Annotated in this window: 20 protein-coding genes; 5 read left to right on the top strand and 15 right to left on the bottom strand. The window is 48.7% G+C overall.

Annotation, left to right across the window (positions count from 1 at the left end; translation table 11 throughout):
- Positions 1–216: 216 nt before the first annotated feature.
- The 8 genes from OYT88_RS19210 to pfkB all read right to left on the bottom strand — a co-directional run bounded on the left by OYT88_RS19210 (position 217) and on the right by pfkB (position 8,179).
- Positions 217–1,515, bottom strand: a complete 1,299-nt coding sequence (locus OYT88_RS19210; protein ID WP_274401981.1) for a WxL domain-containing protein — start codon at positions 1,513–1,515, stop codon at positions 217–219.
- 30 nt (positions 1,516–1,545) lie between these two features.
- Positions 1,546–2,541 (bottom strand): WxLIP family cell surface protein, encoded by a 996-nt coding sequence (locus OYT88_RS19205; RefSeq protein WP_274401980.1) that lies wholly within the window; start codon positions 2,539–2,541, stop codon positions 1,546–1,548.
- Positions 2,542–2,587: 46 nt separating this feature from the next.
- A complete protein-coding gene (locus tag OYT88_RS19200; protein WP_274401979.1) occupies positions 2,588–3,232 on the bottom strand; it encodes a WxL domain-containing protein in 645 nt (214 codons plus the stop codon).
- A gap of 602 nt (positions 3,233–3,834) precedes the next feature.
- Entirely contained in the window at positions 3,835–4,698 is an 864-nt protein-coding gene (locus OYT88_RS19195) for an aldose epimerase family protein (RefSeq protein WP_274401978.1), read from the bottom strand.
- A gap of 136 nt (positions 4,699–4,834) precedes the next feature.
- Positions 4,835–5,599 (bottom strand): DeoR/GlpR family DNA-binding transcription regulator, encoded by a 765-nt coding sequence (locus tag OYT88_RS19190; protein WP_274401977.1) that lies wholly within the window; start codon positions 5,597–5,599, stop codon positions 4,835–4,837.
- 84 nt (positions 5,600–5,683) lie between these two features.
- The gene (lacD, locus tag OYT88_RS19185) at positions 5,684–6,688 is read right to left on the bottom strand and encodes a tagatose-bisphosphate aldolase (protein WP_274401976.1); all 1,005 of its coding nucleotides are present in this window, start codon (positions 6,686–6,688) and stop codon (positions 5,684–5,686) included.
- A 73-nt stretch (positions 6,689–6,761) separates the two neighbouring features.
- On the bottom strand, positions 6,762–7,235 hold the full coding sequence (locus OYT88_RS19180; RefSeq protein ID WP_274401975.1) for a PTS sugar transporter subunit IIA: 474 nt from the start codon (positions 7,233–7,235) through the stop codon (positions 6,762–6,764).
- A gap of 17 nt (positions 7,236–7,252) precedes the next feature.
- The gene (gene pfkB / locus OYT88_RS19175; RefSeq protein WP_274401974.1) at positions 7,253–8,179 is read right to left on the bottom strand and encodes a 1-phosphofructokinase; all 927 of its coding nucleotides are present in this window, start codon (positions 8,177–8,179) and stop codon (positions 7,253–7,255) included.
- Between the two features lie 617 nt (positions 8,180–8,796).
- Here pfkB and OYT88_RS19170 point away from each other — a divergent pair.
- Positions 8,797–8,991 (top strand): hypothetical protein, encoded by a 195-nt coding sequence (locus OYT88_RS19170; RefSeq protein ID WP_274401973.1) that lies wholly within the window; start codon positions 8,797–8,799, stop codon positions 8,989–8,991.
- A gap of 173 nt (positions 8,992–9,164) precedes the next feature.
- Here OYT88_RS19170 and OYT88_RS19165 read toward each other — a convergent pair whose 3' ends face one another.
- From OYT88_RS19165 to OYT88_RS19155, 3 genes are all read right to left on the bottom strand, one after another.
- On the bottom strand, positions 9,165–9,560 hold the full coding sequence (locus OYT88_RS19165; RefSeq protein WP_274401972.1) for a hypothetical protein: 396 nt from the start codon (positions 9,558–9,560) through the stop codon (positions 9,165–9,167).
- A 120-nt stretch (positions 9,561–9,680) separates the two neighbouring features.
- Entirely contained in the window at positions 9,681–10,208 is a 528-nt protein-coding gene (lacB, locus tag OYT88_RS19160; RefSeq protein WP_274401971.1) for a galactose-6-phosphate isomerase subunit LacB, read from the bottom strand.
- A gap of 46 nt (positions 10,209–10,254) precedes the next feature.
- On the bottom strand, positions 10,255–10,707 hold the full coding sequence (locus OYT88_RS19155; protein WP_274401970.1) for an RpiB/LacA/LacB family sugar-phosphate isomerase: 453 nt from the start codon (positions 10,705–10,707) through the stop codon (positions 10,255–10,257).
- 505 nt (positions 10,708–11,212) lie between these two features.
- On the opposite strand from OYT88_RS19155, the gene OYT88_RS19150 reads away from it, so the two are divergent.
- Both OYT88_RS19150 and OYT88_RS19145 read left to right on the top strand, forming a co-directional pair.
- The gene (locus tag OYT88_RS19150; protein ID WP_274401969.1) at positions 11,213–11,518 is read left to right on the top strand and encodes a PTS sugar transporter subunit IIB; all 306 of its coding nucleotides are present in this window, start codon (positions 11,213–11,215) and stop codon (positions 11,516–11,518) included.
- Positions 11,519–11,563: 45 nt separating this feature from the next.
- Positions 11,564–12,970, top strand: coding sequence for a PTS galactitol transporter subunit IIC (locus OYT88_RS19145; RefSeq protein ID WP_274401968.1), 1,407 nt, complete (start codon positions 11,564–11,566; stop codon positions 12,968–12,970).
- 67 nt (positions 12,971–13,037) lie between these two features.
- On the opposite strand, the gene OYT88_RS19140 is transcribed toward OYT88_RS19145, so the two are convergent.
- Positions 13,038–13,739: a YukJ family protein gene (locus OYT88_RS19140; RefSeq protein ID WP_274401967.1), complete on the bottom strand. Its 702-nt coding sequence runs from the start codon at positions 13,737–13,739 to the stop codon at positions 13,038–13,040.
- Positions 13,740–14,073: 334 nt separating this feature from the next.
- Entirely contained in the window at positions 14,074–15,666 is a 1,593-nt protein-coding gene (locus OYT88_RS19135) for an APC family permease (RefSeq protein WP_274401966.1), read from the bottom strand.
- Between the two features lie 351 nt (positions 15,667–16,017).
- Between OYT88_RS19135 and OYT88_RS19130 the strand changes: the two genes are divergently transcribed.
- Together OYT88_RS19130 and OYT88_RS19125 are read left to right on the top strand one after the other, a co-directional pair.
- Complete coding sequence (locus tag OYT88_RS19130) at positions 16,018–17,103, top strand: GerAB/ArcD/ProY family transporter (RefSeq protein WP_274401965.1); 1,086 nt, start codon at positions 16,018–16,020, stop codon at positions 17,101–17,103.
- 38 nt (positions 17,104–17,141) lie between these two features.
- Positions 17,142–17,300 (top strand): hypothetical protein, encoded by a 159-nt coding sequence (locus tag OYT88_RS19125; protein WP_274401964.1) that lies wholly within the window; start codon positions 17,142–17,144, stop codon positions 17,298–17,300.
- Positions 17,301–17,439: 139 nt separating this feature from the next.
- Here the strand turns inward: OYT88_RS19125 and OYT88_RS19120 are convergent, their stop codons facing one another.
- Positions 17,440–18,630, bottom strand: a complete 1,191-nt coding sequence (locus tag OYT88_RS19120; RefSeq protein ID WP_274401963.1) for a Ger(x)C family spore germination protein — start codon at positions 18,628–18,630, stop codon at positions 17,440–17,442.
- Positions 18,631–18,643: 13 nt separating this feature from the next.
- Positions 18,644–20,239: a spore germination protein gene (locus tag OYT88_RS19115; RefSeq protein WP_274401962.1), complete on the bottom strand. Its 1,596-nt coding sequence runs from the start codon at positions 20,237–20,239 to the stop codon at positions 18,644–18,646.
- Positions 20,240–20,665 lie beyond the last annotated feature (426 nt).

The raw sequence follows: 20,665 nt of genomic DNA, 5'->3' as shown, positions 1-20,665 counted from the left end.
ATAAGAAGAGCAAGGCAGGAAAAAAACTGCTGCCACAGGATACCTTGCCGGTGGCCTGGAGCTCAGCCGGAACGGCAGTTAAAACTCGGGATGAAGACCCATCCCGAGTTTTTTCCGGTTTAAGCGATCACGAAGAAAAGCCCGCGTCTGACATGTTCCCGTGCCCGCCTCTGACAGATTAAAGTATAGGGCTAAAAAAATGGCCGTTCCCGATGATCAGGGGGCATCAATCAGCGTCCAGGTCAAAAGAGAATGGTATGTCCCCGCATAGGCGTCGCCAGGGGATACATGCAGCAGCGGCCCGCTGTCTTTATCCCACGCAATCGTTTTATATCCCTGATCGGACGGATAGGTCGTTCCGCTGACGACTTCGTGACTCTGGCCGTCCCCCAATTGGGCTGTCATCTGGGAAGCATCGCCGGCCCCGCCATAGACGGATAATGTTCCGGCCTGCAGGGAATCGCCCGACGCATTCATAAGCCGGGCGGCACTCACCCAGATCGACCACCGGCCTTCCGCCTCGCCGCGTAAATCCTCTATTTCAATGACCCAGTCGGACGGGTTGGCCCGTGCGATCCACTGCGGTTCCGATGAAATCACGGCTGTTGCGAAGGTCAGCTGACCGGGGACACTTACAAACGACAGTCCTCCGGGAACGATTCGTACGGTAACGGTCCGGGCCGCACGGATACCGTAGCTGTCCGTCGCCTGATAGGTAAGCGGGTAATCTCCCGCCAGCCACAAGTGGCCGCCGCTGTTCACATCGTCCGCCGTTACGGTCACCGTCGCATCCGGAACCGCATCGCCCGTTTCTTCATCGATGACCTTGACCTGCCCCAAGGGATTGAAGGGTTCCCCGTTGTTTCCGACCGGAAGAGTCAGAACATTAGTGCTGTCTGCCGCCGGATCAAGCAAATGAATCCCCAGCTGACGATACCACGTCGGCAGTGAAACAGAAGATGTCTGGTCAAGGAGCGTGCCGGTAAACGTCAATTCTTTGTCAGGGTTCGGCGGCAATTTTGTCACACCCATCTGATCGAGATGAATGGTGAGCGAATGCGACACGTTCAACGTACCGATGAGATTGAGCAGACTGACATAAGCATAGCTCACGGTGAAGGAAATATCCCCCGTACCCGCGTCAATCTGCATGTCATCGCCGCTGACCGTCTGGGTTCCGTAACCGGTTATGATTCCAAGCAGATTAATAAAAGGATATTGATAGGACGCAGATATATTATTCTTGAATGCGGCCGGATCATCCATCAGGTAGCGCAATTCTTCAGGAATAGTGAAATGGACAGTATAGCTCATATTGGACAGATCAAGGATATCGGCTACACGGGCTGTCCCGTCCCAGCGAAGCACGACCGTTCCTCCCGTCAGGTCATTCGGCTGGTGTGTCAGGGAAAGGGGATTCATGGTCACGGGAGAGGCGGCCGCGTCACTGCTGTGTACATTCAGTGTAAAAAAAGAGAGCGCCGTCAGCAGAAAAAGCAAAAGAAATTTCTTCATCTTTTTTCGTCCGTCCTCTTTTCTCCGTTTTTACCCGTTTTTTCTCTGATGTTTGCCAAGCCGGTAGAAAATGATCGCAATCAATACGATGAACAATGCGCCTCCCAGCCATTTGTAAAGGGATGAATAGGCCTGCGAACGATGAGCAGGCACCGTTTCATCTCCCTTAATGACAAAGGTCCTGTCGGCTGTCCAGCTTTTCCCGTTCGCTTCGGCAAAAAGATGGACATCATATTTTCCGGGCCGGAGACTGGCAACATTCTGGATGATCGGCATATCGAAATTTGAATTCGGCGCCATGCGCATATTCTTCTTTGTACCGGACTGTATGATTTTTTTGGACCCTTCTTTCATGACCCGCGTCTTAACGGACAGATCGTGAACAATGACGGCCCTGCTGTTCTGAATGTTCATGGCCGCAATTTCCTGATTGTTCAGCGCATACATTTTGATCGACTTAAAATGAAGGTCGGGCTGAACCGCCGTTCCCTCATTCAGCTTCAGCCCGATAACATAAGCATATTGGTTTTGAATCAGAATGGCCGAATGTTTTTCCGGCTTTGCAGCCTGATCGCTCTTTTCAATGAAATGAATGCCTCCCAATATCACGCCGTTTTGTTTTTCTTCCGGCATCACCAGACGGAGATCAAGCAGCCTGGACTCGCGGCCGTTCAGAGTGACGGCATGCACCGGCTGCACGATTGATGTCAGCGGAAATTTCAGGCTTTCATCCGCTTTTGCATGTTCATCCGTATAATTGATATCCCCGTAAAGAGTAGTCGTTGCATTGATGATCGACGGGATGACCGTCATTTGACGGTCGGAATGATTGTCGATTCTCACCTGAATCGTCTGAGTCTGCTTCGGTTCCATTCTTAAATCAAAATAAGTTTGATTTTTATCGATTTGATTGCTCGGAATGACGGCCGTAACGGTAAAGTTGGTTGAAGCAGCATGGGCAATGTTTCCCGGAACCATACCGATTGCTAGACAGACAATGACAGACAGCCATTTGATCCTTTTCATTTAACGAACGCCTCGTTTATGAAGGATGCCTTTCAGTTTTCCGGTTTTACTGAACCGGAGTATCATTCAAAGTCCAGGTGATCGTCGTTGTATACGTTTCGCCGCTGTATGCTTCACCGGGGTTGATTTTTAAATGGATCTGATTGTCCTCCCAGTTGATCGCCCATGTTCCCATTCCCTGATGCTGATCGGCCTGGGCACCCGCAATTACGACCGGTACGGGATTGCCGTTCGTGTCCGCGGTATCTGCTGTCACCGATTGGGAAACCGTCGGCGGCAGCGAGACACTTCCATTCCCATTGAGATTCTGGGCCTGATCAATGACAATATTGCCTCCGTCCAATGTTTTTCCGGACGGGGTCTGCAGTTTAGGAGCCTGTACAGTGACTTCCCAGCCGGCGCCCGTTCCCCGGTTATCCGTTACCGTCAAAGTCGGATTGCTTCCCGGGTTAAGCGTGTCATCCTGCGGCTGTGAGGAAAGTGTCTGCGTCCCGAAATTAAAGGCGTCCGGTACCTTGTCCAATCTTAGCGCTCCGGTGTTGCCTCCCGAACCCCCGTTATCCTCCGGTTGAAAAGTGACGCTTGCCTCTGTGGCAGACGACTGCGGCACCGCCGCAAAAGCACTGGTACTGATCCCTGTCAATAAGCCCGCCGCGAGCAATCCTGTGAGTACCGCTTTTGCAATGTTCATCTTGATTTCCTCCTTCGTGAGACACTTTGTTCCGCATCGCTTCATCGAAAAAATACTCCCTCGACCGAATCGTTGAGAACCCTATATTATAAAGCGCTTTCATTTACCGGTTCGCGCTTAAAAAGAATACAGATCTTGCATCACACTGAAGGCCTTGAGGACTAGTTCTCCTGTCCCAAGAATATTTTACCAATACGACAACCGATTGTTAATGCTCCTTTACAAAAAGATGTGACGTTCTGTTTACGAGGCCGATCCGGCTGCCCGATTTCCCTCTTTTAAAAATAAGAATAAAAAAAGTTCAAAAAAAATGAACAGACGGAGAAAATACGTTTTTAATTGCCGCTTTGGCAAATAACGGTTTTTGCGGAAGCCGGGACGGCCGTAGTTAAAAGCAGTGACCGCTGCTTGGAGCCTCTTCAAGGGACCCTAAAGTAACTCTGCTGTGTTCCCAGAAGTTCACCATTTATGGCGAGTAGTTCACACGTTTTCTCACACTGCAAAACCCCCTTTTGGATGAGCAGATTTTATGATGTCTTCTGTCAATCCAAAGGGGGTTTCTGCCATCAAGGAGACGGCCTCTTCCGTATCTGTTCAAGGGCTCACGAGCGTTTTTTCAGATAAATAGCCACTGAGAGCTGAAGCGGCTGCTCTTTTTTTACGTATAAGAGTTCCTGCTTCTCATTAAATTCATTTTTCTTCGCTGTCCAAGGTTCAATGCACACATAATCCTTGTCTCTTTCCGTCCAAAGCACGATATAACGAAAAGCCGGATCCTTTTCAATAACCAGTCTGTCCGATTCATCGAAGCCGGCTTCCACTTCATCTGAACGGTCCCGAAACACGACTGCCTCGGCCAGATCGCTCATATCAATCGTTCCGTCAAACGGCTTGATCGCCTGATCATTATAATCGAGATATTGAGTTGCATCCGTCTTCACGTTGACGACTTTATTCGGGATATGGAAATACGGGTGAAAACCGGGATAGATCGGCATGGCATCCGAAGAGAGATTTTTGTAAAGCTGCTGAATCGTCAATCGGCCCTTTTCAAGTCTATAAGTCAGGACAACTTCGAAGTCAAAGGGAAACGATTGTTTGGTTTCCTTGTTGCTAAAAAAAGAAACGGACAGTTCCGCATGCCGCTCATCGGCAGCTTGACCCGCAACCGTCCACGGCCGGGTCCTCGCCAGTCCGTGATTCGCCATTTCATAGACGGTTCCGTTCCATTCGTAGCGGCCGTCCGTTAACTGGCCGCCCATCGGAAATAGAACCGGAATACCGCCGCGGACATTTTTGGTCCGATCAAAAAGCGTCTGTTCATTCAAAAACAGCACATCTTTACCTAATGTGTGAAAAGCAGTCACGATTGCCCCGCGTTCCGGGCAGACATCCGCATAGGCACCTTCTCCGGAAAGCCGGATGAAGCTCAATCCGCCTTTTTTGTACTGGGTGATCTCATACATGTTTTTATCCCCTTTTCTTTTGCCTGTTCGGCGTTTGACAGATAGAAAAGCCGATTCCGCGCCAAACCTTCAATCAGCCGCCTGCACCGAAAAAGTTCAAATCGGTAAAAGATTTTCCCGAAACGGCACGGACTGACTATTTAATGATCTTTACAAATTTCTCATAATACGCAACAAACTGAGGATCAATCGACGGATCGGTAATGATCGCAGTCAGGTTCCGGACATCATATAAATTATGGAACGCTTCAACGCCGAATTTTGTGCTGTCCGCTAAGATATAGGTTTCTCCGGCATTATCGAGAATAATCTTTTGAGCGGTTCCTTCTTCCTCATTAGCGGTCGTAACACTCGTCTTCACGATACCGTTTGTTCCGATAAACGCCTTATTGACATTAAACTCGTGAAGCATTTTGTTTGTAAAATAGCCGACGAAGGTTTCGGTTCTGGAGCGGTATCGGCCGCCGACCAGAATGATCTCAAAGCGGGGAAAATCATTTTTAAATTGCTCAAAGACGGTCACCGAATTCGTTACGATATCCACATGTTCATAGCGCTCTTTATCAAGAAATTCATAGATAAAACCGGCGGTGGTGCCCGGTCCGATAAAAACGACGTCATTATTTTGAATCAGGTCCGCGCAGTGCTTGGCAATAAACCGTTTCTTATCAACGTTGATCGTCTGTTTTTGAAGATGCGACAATTCCTTATAATCATTGTCCTGTTTTTTTCTTGCTCCGCCATGAACGCGGACCAGCATGTCTCTTTCCTCAAGATCGCTCAAATCCCGTCGTACGGTCATCTCGGTCACCTTTAATTTTTTCGCCAGATCCGATACACGCACGATACGATTGAGTTCAATCTCTTTTAAAATTTTATGATAGCGCTCTTCTCTCAACATGGTATTCACACTTCCCCCAGCATACGACATGCATGACTTTGTCAGATAAACTGCATCGGCTTTTAAAAATGGCCGGCCTGAAATTCATTCGACGGTAATCCGCTCTTTCCCGCCATATGTTTCGTACCACGGCGTGGCACTCTCGGCAAGGACGGCATTCAATGCTTCGATATTCTTTCTGCCCTGTGTCCGCAGCCATTCGGCGGCTTTCTCCTCTCCTCCTTCCCCGTAGGCTTTTACCCCCTCGCGCCACGTTGCCCGGCCGCACAGCACGCCATTGAATCTTGATCCGGCCTCACGGGCGAAGCGCAGCGTGCGCTGGAACAATTCCGCCGAAACGCCGGCACTCAGCCAGATGTAAGGAACTTTAGCCGCTTCATCGACCTGTCTGAAGTATTCCCCGGCCTGTTCATCTGAATAAACCGCTTCATTTTCGCCGATGCCTTCTACACGGCTCATATCAACCGGAACCTGCAGCTTAAGAACGTCCACGCCATAACGTTCTTCGGAAAATACCTTTACGGCCTCAATAACCTTTTGCGGTTTTATCCGTGCGTAATCCGCCGGGGCGCTCACCTTTTCATCATAAGTGACCAGTTCAAGGAAGAAAGGAATATCTTCCGCCCGGCATTCCGAACCGACGCGCTCAACAAATGCTTTTTTTACATCATTAATTTGTTTGCTGTCGTCTTTATCATAGTAAACCAAGATTTTAGCGGCGTCGCTGTCCTCTTCTTTGATTCGTTTGACCGACCAGTTCGCCAGAAGATCGGGCAGGCGGCCGGGCGTATGTGCATCATATCCGGTTTTTTCATAAGAAGTGATCAGGCCGCAGTGGCGGTCGCGGTTTCTGCCCGCCGGCAAACCGAATTCCGGATCAAGCAGAATGGAGCTGGCATAAGGCGTCAGCTCTTTCGAAATCAGCGTCTTGAAATCTGTCAGCTCTTCAGTCGTCGCACCGCTCCCTTTGGCGGCTCCGATCATTTTTCTCAGAGATCCGCGCTGATCAATGGCTAACGCCGCAATAATCCCGTTCTTGTCTGAAAGTCTTTCGAGTGCTCCGAACTTGCCCTTTTGAATGCTTACCATGCCGCAAACCCTCCACATATATTTTAGCTCAAATGACTGCCGCAATGCGATAAAGTTCCTAACTCCGATCCGATTAAGAAACAACAAACTGATAAATTTCCCGACCCGTTTTAAGTGAATCCAGGCGGGACATCTTGTCCTCCGCAGTAAAAAAGGACATGAGATGGGAAAGTATATTTGTCTGGCTGTTTTTTTCATTGTTCAGGATAAAAAAGGCGTAGCGGACCGCAATACTTTTGTCGGGCGCTATCATATTGTGAAAAATGACCTCTTCTTCCAGGCGGGCGATAACAATGCCTTTCCAGTTGCAATAATCAACTTCCGTATGCGGAATAGCAACGTTGGATGAACCGGCCTTCACGACGCCAAGATCAAGCCCTGTCGGGTATTTATTCTCTCTTTCCGTAATGGCTTCAATATATCCCTGATTCACCAGATTCTTCTGCAATAATTTTTCACCGACCGATTGAAACAATGCTTCTTTGCTTTTCACATTTTCAAAGAAGACGAGATCTTCACGAAACAAGCTCTGAATATCCGTACTCACTCTTCTTCTCCCCCTTTTCAGCCGACTGTCCTTATTGCTATTTTTTTCTTAAAAGCTTCGACCTGCGCTTGATCGACATAGCCGGTACGCGCTTCCATGGCATTTAGTGTGCCGAAAGCGGCACCGTAGGCGAGCGCCTCCTCAGGAGCAAGGCCGCGGTCAATACCGTAGGCAAGACCCGCAATCATCGAATCGCCCGACCCGACGGCATTGACCGCCTGAACGGCCGGCGGTTCCGCAATGAACGCACGTCCGTTAAAATACCCGAGAGCGCCTTTCTTGCCGAGCGAGACGACAATAAATCTGACGCCTGTCTCTGCCAGCCGCCGCGCACTGGCGACCAGCCCGGCTTCGCCGGCCGCCTCTTCTCCCATTAAAGCGGCCAGTTCATCCTGATTAGGCTTTATCAGGTAAGGAGATGCCTTAATTCCTGCCTTCAACGATTCCCCGCTCGTATCCAGAAGAAATTTTCTGTTTTTCCTAGCCGCACGTTCGATCAATTGCTGATAAAAGGTCTTTGGCAGCCCCTTGGGCAGACTGCCGGAAGCTGTGACAACCGTCGCCTGATCAAGAAGACGATCGTATTCCCGCAAAAAAGCAGCCGCTTCATCTCCGGAGATGGACGGTCCGTCCTCGAGAATCTCCGTCTGATTCCCTTCATGCATGATCGCCAGGCAGTGCCGCGTGCTGCCTTTGATCGTTACAAAATGATGCGAGACACCTGCATGATCCAGCTCATCGGCTATGAACTCGCCGGTCTTCCCCCCAAGAAAGCCTGCTGCCAGTACCTCTGCGTTTACGCATTTTAAAACACGTGTGACATTCAGTCCTTTTCCCCCTGCAGTTTTGATGACACGGCCGCAGCGATTCACCTGATTAATCGTCAGATGTCCAAGCTGATAGTTCATGTCAATGGCGGGGTTTAACGTCAGCGTTAAAATCATCGCAATTTCTCCTCGAGTCGTATTAAAATAGTCTCTTTAAGTTTCATAATAGTTTTTGCGAATATCCCTTTAGTTCATTTTCCTGCTGGGCCGCCGGATGATGATCGACTTTTCCTGAGACCGTCAATCTCTCAAAGACGGAGAGTGCTTCCGGCGATCCATAACTTCCGCAACGGTCGATCAACGCCTGTTGCGGTTGATAAACCGGGTGTAACTGCTGAAGACCGATTAAGCGCCGACAATGACCGATAAACTCCCCGCGGTGACCGAAAAGCAGCGTCTAACGACCGATAAACTCCCTGTGATGACCGAAAAGCAGCGTCTAACGACCGATAAACTGCTAAACTCCCTGCCACGGTCGGATTCGGTGCGACTTTTCGCTATTTTGGTGCGTCTGTAACCGGATTCGGTGCGACTTTTCGCTATTTTGGTGCGCCTGCAGCCGGATTCGGTGCAACTTTTCGCTATTTCGGTGCGTCTGTAGCTGGATTCGGTGCGACCGCTCCTGTTCGGTGCGCCTGCAGCCGGATTCGGTGCAACTTTTCGCTATTTCGGTGCGTCTGTAACCGGATTCGGTGCAACTTTTCGCTATTTCGGTGCGCCTGCAGTCGGATTCGGTGCGACTTTTCGCTATTTCGGTGCGTCTGCAGCCGGATTCGGTGCGACCGCTCCTGTTCGGTGCGTCTGCAGCCGGATTCGGTGCGACTTCCCGATGTTTCGGTGCGTCTGTAGCCGGATTCGGTGCAACTTTTCGCTATTTCGGTGCGCCTGTAGCCGGATTCGGTGCGACCTCGACCCGATTGGATACATGAGTTGAGAACATCTTATCCCGGCAGCATCGGTACCACAGGCTAGTCGCCTAGATTCATATCCCTGCAGCGATCATGCTGCCTGAAACGGGACGCAGATTTTCTATTTCGGCACGTCCGTTTTAGGAAAAAAACAATCCCTTCCTTTGAAAGGATTGTTTTTTCCTTTTTTCGAATCAGGATGTCTTGCGGGATGAAGATTTCGGCGGCGACAGATACAGGTATACGAATGAAAAAGGCACGGCTAAAAAAAATCCGAACAGACTCATAATCAGCTTGGGAATGAATCCGATCGGAACGGTAAAGCCCGCAGCAAAAAGAACAATACCGATCAGCACGGCCCCTTCAAGCAGAAGCTGCGAGCGTGCGGACAAATATCTGCCTTCTTTGCGCCGTTTGCTGTGGCTGAGCAGGACAACTGCAGGAGAAACCGTCCCAAGCATCATGTAGCACCATCCGTACAGGGAATAGATGCTGCCGGCTTTCAGAAACTCCTGCAGACCCCAGACGACAAAAACGAGGCAAATTCCCAAATAAATGAACTTTAGGCCGTTCGATACTGTTTTCGGCATGTTCTCTGCATCTCCATTTCCATTCATTTTTCCCGTACGGAACCGCCTTACCCGCGATTGGGCCGGCGAGACAGCGTCAGACCGATCACCGCAACGGTTTTACGGTCCCGCCGCCCGGAATCAGTCGTGATAGTAGCCCTCTTCCCATTTCTTTTCGAATTCGTCAAAGAAATGCTCATTGCCTGTCTGTTCAGGTTTCGGACCTTCAAGTGCGTCGATTTTACGGATCAGGGCGTCATGTTCCGCAGTTTTCTCGTACTCCGTCGTGATGAATTTATCGACGATCGCAGTAATCAGATCGACCCCGGTAATATGTCCGCCCACAGCAACGACGTTAGCATTCAGCGCTTTGCGTGCGTAGACGGCTTCCGATACGTCGCGGACAAGGGCGACCCGGGCGCCCGGAACTTTATCGGCGGATGAACTGATTCCGACGCCGGTCCCGCATAGAACCACTCCGAACTTAGCCGCGCCGTTGACGACTTTCTCCGCCGTCTTCTTTCCGTAGATCGGATAATGTGTCCGCAGTCTATCGTACGTACCGTTATCGATGACTTCATAGCCTTCTTCTTTTAAATGCTCTGAAAGCCGCTCCTTAATATCTGTCACAATATGATCATTGCCGATTGAAATGACGGTTTTGGCCATTGTTACTCACTCCTTCAATCATGATAAGATTTATCCGTTCGCGCCGTCAGGCCATTTTGTTGACCATGTCAATTCGCACCATGTGACGGCCGGCATCAAACGGTGCTTCGAGATAGGCTTTGACACAGCTCTTCAGAAGCTCCGGACCAACGACGGCCGTACCGAGGGTAATCATCAGGGCTCCGTTGTGGCGCCGGGTCATTCGCGCCGAGTGCTCGTCGGAAACGTTGGCGCAAATCACATATTTTAATTTGTTGGCCGCCATGAAGGCGTCGGTCCCCCACTTATCAATGACAATCCCGCGCGGAGCCCCCTCGCTCTTATCTTTGCCATTGTCCGTTTCCTTGAGCGTTTCTTTGGCCACCGCTACTGCGACGTCTACAAAATCCTGCCCCTCTTCTGAAAGATCAAGGATTCCATACCCCTCGCTCTTTAATGCTTCGATCAGATCGTCCTTTGCCTGTGCTCCGTCTTTGTCTGCACCGATAATGACTTTCATCAAACTTACCTCCTTAAACCGGAATCACTGATGTTATATAATGTTTGAATTTGTTTACATTAACAACTTAGCACCCATTAATCGCAATGTCAACATGAATATAAAACTATAAAAAATTATTATCAAACTTTAAAAGAAATAAATAGCACAATTTTATATTGACAACGCTTTCGTTTCGTTTTATCTTAAACATGTGCTTTAAAAATCAAACAAACAAGAACATATTAGAACGAGAAGGAGGACTGACACAATGGCCGCCGGTGTTTAATAGAAGATCAGCACTTTTAAAGCTGTTATTCCCGAAGAATCAGGAGATAGGATGGAAAGCCGAAAGTCAGGAAGAGCATTTCCGGATCTTCCCGCATGATCCACGGCGCAACGTGCATCACGCTGTGATTTCGGCTTGTGCGGAAAATCTTTACAAGCCTGCATGAATAAGTCAGTATGCCGCCTGAAGGATCAAAGTCAATCAAAAAAGAACCGGAATAAAGAGGAGGAATTTCAAATGATACACATTTTAACGGCTTGCGGAGCCGGCGTAAACTCAAGTCATCAGATCGCCGACGCTTTGGAATCGGAAATGCACAATCGCGGATATGAGGTCCAGTGTGATGCCGTCATGATCAAGGATGTGACGGAGGAGATGGTTTCCCACTATGATATTCTCGCTCCGATCGTCACGCCCGATCTCGGATTTGAAGTCAGAATCCCGGTGGTCGAATGCGGGCCGATCCTTTACCGCATTCCGGCTATGGCACAGCCTGTTTACGACAAGATGGAAGAAACAATTAAAAGCCTTAATAAAAAATAACCAAACAGATTCTGTTCTTTTTCAATAATTCGGAGGTGAAGATCATTGAATTCGATCATTCATTTTGCCAACAGCATTTTTAACCCAATCATTGCCCTCGGCGCCGCTCCGGTCATGCTGATTGTTTTAACGATAATAGCTCTTATCTTTCGCGTTAAATTCACAAGAGCGTTGGAAGGCGGCATCCGGCTGGCTATTGCCTTAACCGGTATTTCAGCAGTGATCGGCTTGCTGACGACCGCTTTTTCAACAGCATTGACCGAGTTTGTCAAATCCACGGGCATTCAACTAAGTATCACAGACGTCGGCTGGGCCCCGCTGGCAACGATCACATGGGGATCCCCGTACACGCTGTTTTTTCTGCTTATCCTTGTCTGCCTCAATATTGTCATGATTCTTCTGAATCGGACCAATACACTGGATGTCGATATTTTCGACGTCTGGCATTCGGCTTTTGTCGGTCTGTTATGTATTTTCTCCGGCGCTAATCTGCTCATCGCTACGCTGCTAGTCCTGATGATCGGTGTCCTGAAGATCATCAACTCCGACCTGATGAAGCCGACATTTAACGACTTGCTGCATAACGACAATAACCCGATGACGACGACGCATATGAACTATATGATGAATCCGACCATTATGGTATTAAATAAAATATTCGATGTCATTTTTCCATGGCTCGATAAATTCGATTTCGATGCAGCCAAACTGAATAAAAAAATCGGTTTCTGGGGCAGCAATTTTTCGATCGGCATCTATCTGGGCGTGTTTATCGGATTAATGTCGCATCAGGACCCTAAGGCTATTTTCACGCTGGCGTTTACGGCCGGCACGTGTCTGGAACTGTTTTCGCAAATCGGCAACTGGTTTATCAAAGCCGTCGAGCCATTATCGCAAGGCATCTCAAATGTAGCAACCAAATATTTGAAAGGCCGAAAATTCAATGTCGGACTGGACTGGCCGTTCGTCGCCGGCCGTGCGGAAATTTGGGCGGCAGCCAATGTTCTGGCTCCGATCATGCTGGGTGAAGCGCTGATTCTGCCCGGCAACCACCTCCTCCCGCTCGGCGGCATCATCGCCATGGGCGTCACGCCGGCACTGCTGGTTGTTACACGCGGAAAAATTATCCGGATGATTGTCATCGGCGCTCTTGAACTGCCGATATTCCTCTGGGCTGGCACGCTGGCCGCACCTTTTGTCACGCATACGGCTAAAATAGTCGGCGCCTTCCCGTCCGGAGTTCCGAAAGGCCAGTTGATTTCCCAGACGACCATGGAAGGTCCGATTGAAAAATTCCTGGCTTATCTGGTCGGCCACGCAACGTCTCAGGCGGGCATGTACATTGTCTATGCTCTGCTCGCGATCGCCGGTTATATTTTGCTCTTTACCTGGTATGCTTTCCAGATGAAGAAACGGAACAGAGCTTATGCTGAAGCGGCAGCAAATAAATAAAAGATCGGAAAAAGAAGAGAGTCGGAACAAAGTCAAATGACGATTTTGTTTCGGCTTTTTTTTTACATCAGGAGCGGCCTGAGTGATGGATAAAAGAATCATGGCCGCATTCTTCCGCCGATTTGAGGGCATGTCCGTCCTGATCCGTACACCAGGATTGCGATTGAAAAGCCAGAAAGATCGCGGCCCATCTTTGCTCCCGTTCGAAATAAATGAGAAGGCCTCCGTCCTGCCATGTCCCGTCATCCTTTTTATATTTTTCAACATTTCCCTGATTCATATGAATATCATGAATGCCGTTGCCGGGAGAAAAACCGAAATACGGATCCGTTTGATTGAGCTCGGGACCCCATCGATCGCCGAATGCGTAAATGATCGCCCGTTTATCCATTGCTTCTTTGATATAATCTTGAATTTTTTCGTTTAAATCGTTATCGGAACCTCCTGCATCGGCCGGAAGAGGAATCATTTGTCCCGGATCAAATAAGTTTCCCCTTATAAAGTCAAGCCCAATATCCGGATGATTCTGTCTGATCGATGTAAAACCGGATTCCAGAGCAGATAAACGGGCCGTTTCTTCTGCACGGAAGTCGTTCGTTGCAAAATATAAGACCTTCGAAGGGTCGGTCTGCGATTTAATATTGACAGCGACACGATACTCAGTCCCTTCTCCATCTTTGATCAGGATCTGGTAGTGGGACTTGTCCTCCGCTGCCTTTATCGTACCGGCCGCTTCGCCCTTAAGAACCCCGTAATTTTTTAACGGCAAATGCTATCATCTCCTCATTATAAAGGTATGATCCTCACCTTCTCTTATTCTCATTACTTTGATTTTACTGTCCTTTACCGGCATTTGCTACCTGCAATTATGAAAAAGACAGATCAGGAGAAGACCGTTTGACGAGCGTGGTGAAGGGACTCTGGAAGCCTTAAAATAGGAGGATACCAAACGTAAAACGCCTGCAGCTCTAAAAAATCAGCAATAAATAAGGGAAGCCGTCTTCCCTGCCCCCCTTATCATTCTATTTCGCTGTGGTTGTTCCGATAGGACGGAATCTGCACCCGATTTTCGCCGGACCGGACTCGGATAACGCCGTAATAGTTTATAAAGCCTGCTTTTCCTGGATCATGTTTTCCTGCTTCTTTAATTGCTCCGTTAACCAGCCGCTTTTAATGCCCCAGATATAGAATCCGATGCTAAATGCGGCAATAACAAGAAAATCATAGCCAAACGGGATAATATTCAGCCCGCCGAATTTGCTGCTGCCGATCCAGGACATGATCAGCATGAAAGCAAGATAGACAATCAGCCAGGTTCCCGCTTTAAGGTCGCGCTTAAAGCCCTCGAAATGCGCCTTCGCCTGATAATAGAAATAAACGGGCAGTCCGATGAGAATGATCAGCGTCACTTTCCCTGTCAGCGGCCACGTCGCCCAGTAATAAATCATAGAGGCCGAAATGAAGGCGATCGGAGCAATGATCGGCATACCCTTTATGTGAAAAGAATGGTTGCTGTCTTCATCAAGGTGCCTGAATACCATGACGCAGATCGGTCCCGTGACATAAGAAATGAGCGTTGCCACTGAAATAACGCCAGCCAGAGTGCCCCATCCGCGAAACATAAAGAGGAAAAAATACGAGACAGCAAGATTCAGCCACATCGCTGCGCGCGGAACGCCGACGGTCCCGTTCACGCGGCCGAACACCCGGGGAAAGAATCCGTTGCGTTCCATTCCATAGATCATACGGGCGGTAGTTGCCGTGTAGGTGATGCCGGTCCCCGACGGCGAAACAAAAGCGTCTGCAAATAAAAGAAGTACGAGCCAGTTTAGGCCTAAAGCCATGGCCAGGTCCGCAAACGGTGAGCTGAGATTTAAATGGGACCATCCCGACTGCAGCATCCCCGGCGCCACGCCGCCGATAAAGGTGACCTGAAGCAGGATATAGATCACGCCGGCCATGAGAATCGAACTGATGACTGCAATCGGGATCGAGCGGCCGGGATTCTTCGCTTCCCCGGCCAGATTTATCGGACTCTGAAATCCGTTAAAGGCAAAGACAATGCCGGAGGTGGCAACGGCCGTCAGGACACCGGACCAGCCGTTCGGCATAAATCCGCCCTGTGCCGGCGCGACAAAATTATGAGCATGAAAACCTGCAAACAGAATGCCGATAATCGTTGCCGACGGAATAATAAATTTAAAAACGGTAATCGCCGCATTCACCCGCGCAAATAAACGGACCGTAAAATAATTTAAAAGAAAATAGACAAAAACGAGGGCTGCGGCAATGCACAGCCCGGGCAGAGTCAGTTCGGAGCCGTTATAGAGACGATGGGCCCAGGCAAAGTTCCATGAACTGAGGTATTGAGCCGAAGCGACGGCTTCAACGGGAATTACGGATACAATAGCAATCCAGTTGGCCCATCCGGAAATAAAACCGACCAGTGAACCGTGCGAAAACTGGCCGTATCTGACCATTCCGCCCGCTGTAGGAAATAAGGATCCCAGCTCGGCAAAAGTCAGACCTATGAACAATATCAGTACCATCCCGATGATCCACGAATAAACAGCGGCCGGACCGGCTACACTGGCTGCTTTCCAGGATCCGAAAAGCCAGCCGGAACCGATGATAGAACCCAGCCCGGTCATAGTCAGAGCAAAGGTAGATATCTCACGGCGCATTTTGTTTTTCATCTTACGTCCACACCTTTTGTTTATTATATCTCTTTTCCTTTGAACAGAAATATTGCGTCAAACGTCATCCGGGTCATATCGTCAATGAAAACTCATTTTTTTTAGACCATTTAAACAGTTTAACATTTTTCTGTTAAATCGTCATCAAATCTTTCCATCGCCTGACGATAGCGAAACAGTCCTTTTGCGGTTCACGGCGGCGCTTGAGGACGGACCATCCCGTTTTATATTTTTCTTTCTGTCTCAGCGATTTATAAACTGGCGCTCTCGCGGCCGAATCCGTGCAGGAGTGAATACAATGACGAAAAACGAACAAAATAGTTAATATGAAACGACAAGCAGGAGTTTAAGATGGAGAAAATCAGTAAGCACCAGTTGTTCGTCCTGGTGATGATGGAGCAGATTGGAAGCACCAATCTGTGGGCATTGGGTATAGATGCCAAGCGGGATGCATGGATCGTTATCTTACTTTCCATGCTGCCCGGATGTGCGCTGATATGGGTCTTTACCGAACTGCAGAAACACTTCCCAAATGACAATACTGCCGAACTGACCATGACACTGCTCGGAAAAATAATCGGCTGGCCGTTAGGCCTGTTTTATGCTTTTTTAGATATCTTTAATTCGACAAGGAATGCCGGCGAATTTACCGATCTTCTCAATATGACATTTCTTCAAAACACACCCTCGGCCGCCATCATTTTTATCTTTCTGATCACCATTATCTATGTATTATTCATGGGTGTCGAAACATTCGCACGTTTAACAGAGATTCTTTTGCCTATAACTATCATCTTCATCATTTTAATCTATATTCTGGTCCTGGCTTCCGGAAGGATCGACCTGAAAGAATTGACTCCGGTACTGGAAAACGGCATCACGCCCGTATTAAAGGCGTCCTATCCTGTCGTCGTCAATTTTCCGTTCGGCCTTTCGTTTATCTTCATGCAGTTCTGGCATTTCTCCAACGATCAGAAATCAATCCGTAAAGTTACTCTTTCAGCAGTCATTCTAGCAGGGATTCTCCTGGTGTTCACTCAGATTACGATCGTTTCAACGCTCGGCGCCGATCTCGCCGCCAAGTCGACGATTCCCATTCTTGAAGTTGTCAAGCTGATCAGTATCGGGGACATCATTACCAATCTTGACGCTCTCGGAATCCTATTAATTTTTATCGGCGGTTTTTATATGACGATTATCCATGTCCTGTCATCGGCCATGATCCTGGCAAGCCTGTTTAAAATGAACGATTACAGATGGCTGCTGATTCCCATCAGTGCCTTTATCTTCTGGTATTCGGGCGTATACGAGCCCAATTACCCGTTCCACGTAAAATATCTGGTCATACAGGGTTTCCAGCAATACATTCCTTTTTATAACGCCATCCCGATCCTGCTGCTGCTTATTTACTGGTTTAAAAAATACGCACGGACATAGGGGAAACAGACTCGGCTTCTATTCCGGGGGGAGATATGATGCTTCAGATCATTCAGCGGCTGATTCAGGGGACGCTTCAATACGGCATAGGGCAGGCAATCATTGCTTTCGGAGCATGGATGTATGTACTCATTCTGTTTCTTATTGCCGCTTACTACGCTTTTTTATGCTTGATAAAGTTTTTTTTCCATCATTGACAACCGGGCCGGATGCGGCGGGATTCGGCCAAGAGGCTTACAGATTGTATTCATGGCCGGACATCCATTGCAGCCTGTCCAAAAAGCCGGGAGGACACGGCTTGCACTAAGGTGACGTGTCCCTGAGGAAGCTGAAGTCTTATTTTCCCTCTAAAGGAGCCAGCTGCAGGCCTGTCTGTTTTATTTCGGTTTCAACTTGAATGCTGAAAGGCTCATCGGGAAAGTAGGCCGTCCATTGATCCTTCACCCGCTTCCAGCGCGAGGGATATTTTTCTTCATAGGCGCGGCCGAAGCCGACAATATCGCTTTTATAAACTTTCTGCGCTTTGAATAACACCGATCGGACGTCTCTTCGAATAGATGCCTTGAACTCGCGGTTGATCATCTCCAGCTTTTTCTGATCTGAAACGTCGGTGGCATCATTGACTTCCGAAATATTCCCTTCCGCTTTAATCTGAATATTGAACGTTGTTTTTCCTTTTGAGATAACCGGGTTTATTTGCACGTCGGCTTTTTTCAGTTCAATGCCCGTATATTTATTTTTTTCTGTAAGCGAGGGAACATAAATACAGCCGCTCTTCTTCGCATTGACTAAATAATTCAGCCCTCTTGTGTCTCCATTATTTAAATACCCGACTAACTTATCCTTTTTAAAAACGGCCGTCCCGGAAAAGATCAGCCCCTGTTTCCATTCGGGCCGATTATCCGGCGCGGCAATGCTTCTTTCACTCTGAGTGGCAAATACCCCGGCCACAGGGTTCGATCCTTCGCCCGACATCTTATTGATAAACCCGATGGTATCCGTCACCGTCACGTTTAAATTTGCATTCTGCGTTTTAATAATCCCGTCCATATAGGAGGCCTGAACCGTTTCAATTCCATGTTTAACTTCGACCACCCTGCTGATTTCATCCCGTGTCACAATAAGCCAAGTCGTATGTCTTATTTGGTGTGTTCTGGAGATATAATCCAGAAGATCGCTAATTCCGGCGCGCGCCTCTTTCTCCCCCACAACGATGACCTTCAGGTGAGAAAAAAAGAACTTTCTGTCCAGTTTCTTATTGGCTTCTTTGATCGCATCAAACATAGTCCTGCCCGAGGATACGACGACGTCATAAGGCGATTCCTGACTGCCTCCCTGCGGCCTGTTCAGCGCGCTCGGCCGGATAACCTGAATCGCTAAATGTATCTCCCCGGTCTGAACGTCCTTATCGACTCCCATCGCCATGACAATGGCCAACTCATTCAGTTCCCTTTTGTCCCAGCACCCGGTCAGAGTCAATAACGCAAAAACAGTTATTAGAACGGCTGCACCTGTTTTTTTAAACAAAGGCTTCCCCTCCTCATTTTCTGCGCGGGCCGGGCTTCTGGAGATCAGCCTGGCGTTCGGAGCGTTTCCAGGTGATCGACTGCGGCCGCCGCTTCATCATCCATGTAGGAAGCCTTAAGAATGTATCGTCCCTCAGTTCATTCCAGAATACCGGAGCAAAGGGCGTCATAAAGGGAGTCCCGAAACTTCTGAGCGAGCAGAGATGAGCGAGGAGACAGATTAATCCGATCACCACTCCGTATAAGCCGAAAGATCCGCCCAAAAGAATCAGAAAATATCTGAAAAGAACGATCGCATTATATATTGCCGGAAGCATCATGCCGGCAAGCCCTGACAGAGCCGTAATAATGACCATCGGAGCACTGATGATACCGGCAGTCACGGCCGCATCCCCCATCACCAGCGTGCCCACGATCGTTACCGCCGTCCCGGCCGCCCGGGGCATCCGGATACCCGATTCTCTGATCAGCAGAAAGATTGTCTCACTGATCAGAGCTTCAATGATCACCGGAAAAGGAATACCCTCCCGGGCGGCCGTCAGCTTAACCAGAAGGATGGTTGGAATCATTTCCTGGTGAAAAGTTGTGACGGCAACATACAAAGCCGGCAACGTTAAAGTAATGGCAAATCCGACAAAGCGGACGAGCCGTGTAATGTTGGCGTTGAACACCCGCGAGTAGTAGTCGTCGGGAACCTGAAAAGCCTCAATCAGCAGATACGGAACGGTGAGTACCACCGGCGTCCCGCTGCATAGAATCGCAACCCTGCCCTCAAGCAGTTTGGCGGCGACCTTATCCGGCCTTTCGCTGTTGCCGATAGTCGCAAAAGGCGAAAAAACACTGTCTTCAATCAACTGTTCAATGTAGCCGGATTCCATCACCGAATCAATGTCAATACGATGTAAACGTCTTCTGACCTCTTCGACGATCCGATTGTTGGCTATGCCTCGAATGTAGGCAATACAGATGTCGGTATGTGTCTGTTTCCCCAGCACAAGGGGCTCGAATGTCAGATTGGGATTCTTAATGATCCGCCGCAGCATCGACGTATTGGTCCGAAGAGTCTCTACAAACGCTTCGTGCGAGCCGCGGATGACAATCTCATTGGATGCCTCTTCGACCGCTCTTCTTTCGCCGCCCCTCGTGCTGATCGAAAGCCCGGCATCACTCCCGTCAATCAGCAGACAGGTATTGCCGGACAGTACGCTCTCGACGGCCTCGTTAAAATCATGGACTTCTTCGGCATTGTTAATCGTAAGCAGATGTTTTTTAATTTCATTGAACTGATCTCTTCCTTCGATCCGTCTGCCTTCCGCATCGATGATATGAATATCCACCATTAATGATTTGACGATGCTGTCAAGTATCAATTTTTGATCGCCCAGGCCGTCAATAAAGAAGACGAGCGCTTTTATCTGTTTTCTTACGCCAAAGTAAAACTCTCTGAAAATTAAATCGTCACTGTCTCCAAACACTTTTTTCAGCTCGGAAGTATTCCTGTCTAAAGACTTGCTTAACGGATAAGTTGTATCTGCGTAAACCGGTCTTGCAGATCCGGCCTTTTGCTTTGTTTTTTGATTTCGGAAGTAGTTTTTGATAATTTTAAACATTTGCTCACCCTAACGTTCCGGCTGTTTTTCACTTTAGTATGAGCATTTAAAGCTTTTTTATGATTTTATGAATAGATGTCGGTCATTTTCACCGTTAAAGAGGGCGTCCCGCAGTCGAAACACAGTCGACGGGACGCCCTTGTGATGAAGCAGGAACCGGCAGCTCCTTTTCAGGTGCGGTTCGTTCATTCTCCTGCCGGGCCGTGAGACGATGATCGACTTTTCCTGAGATCGCCAATCAAAAGACGGAGAGCGTTCCGCAATCCATAAACTTTCGCGATGGTCGATAAACTTCCCGGCGCGGTTAATAAACCGGACATATCTGCTGAAGACCGATTAAGCGCTGGCGACGACCGATAAACAGCTACTAACGGTCGATAACTCGGACGTAACGACCGATAACTGCTAAATTGCCTGCATGGTCAA

Origin of the sequence: Sporolactobacillus sp. CQH2019 (genome assembly GCF_028765345.1) — a bacterium.
In the GTDB taxonomy this organism is placed as follows: Bacteria; Bacillota; Bacilli; order Bacillales; family Sporolactobacillaceae; genus Sporolactobacillus.
This window is presented reverse-complemented; position numbering and strand designations above follow the sequence as displayed.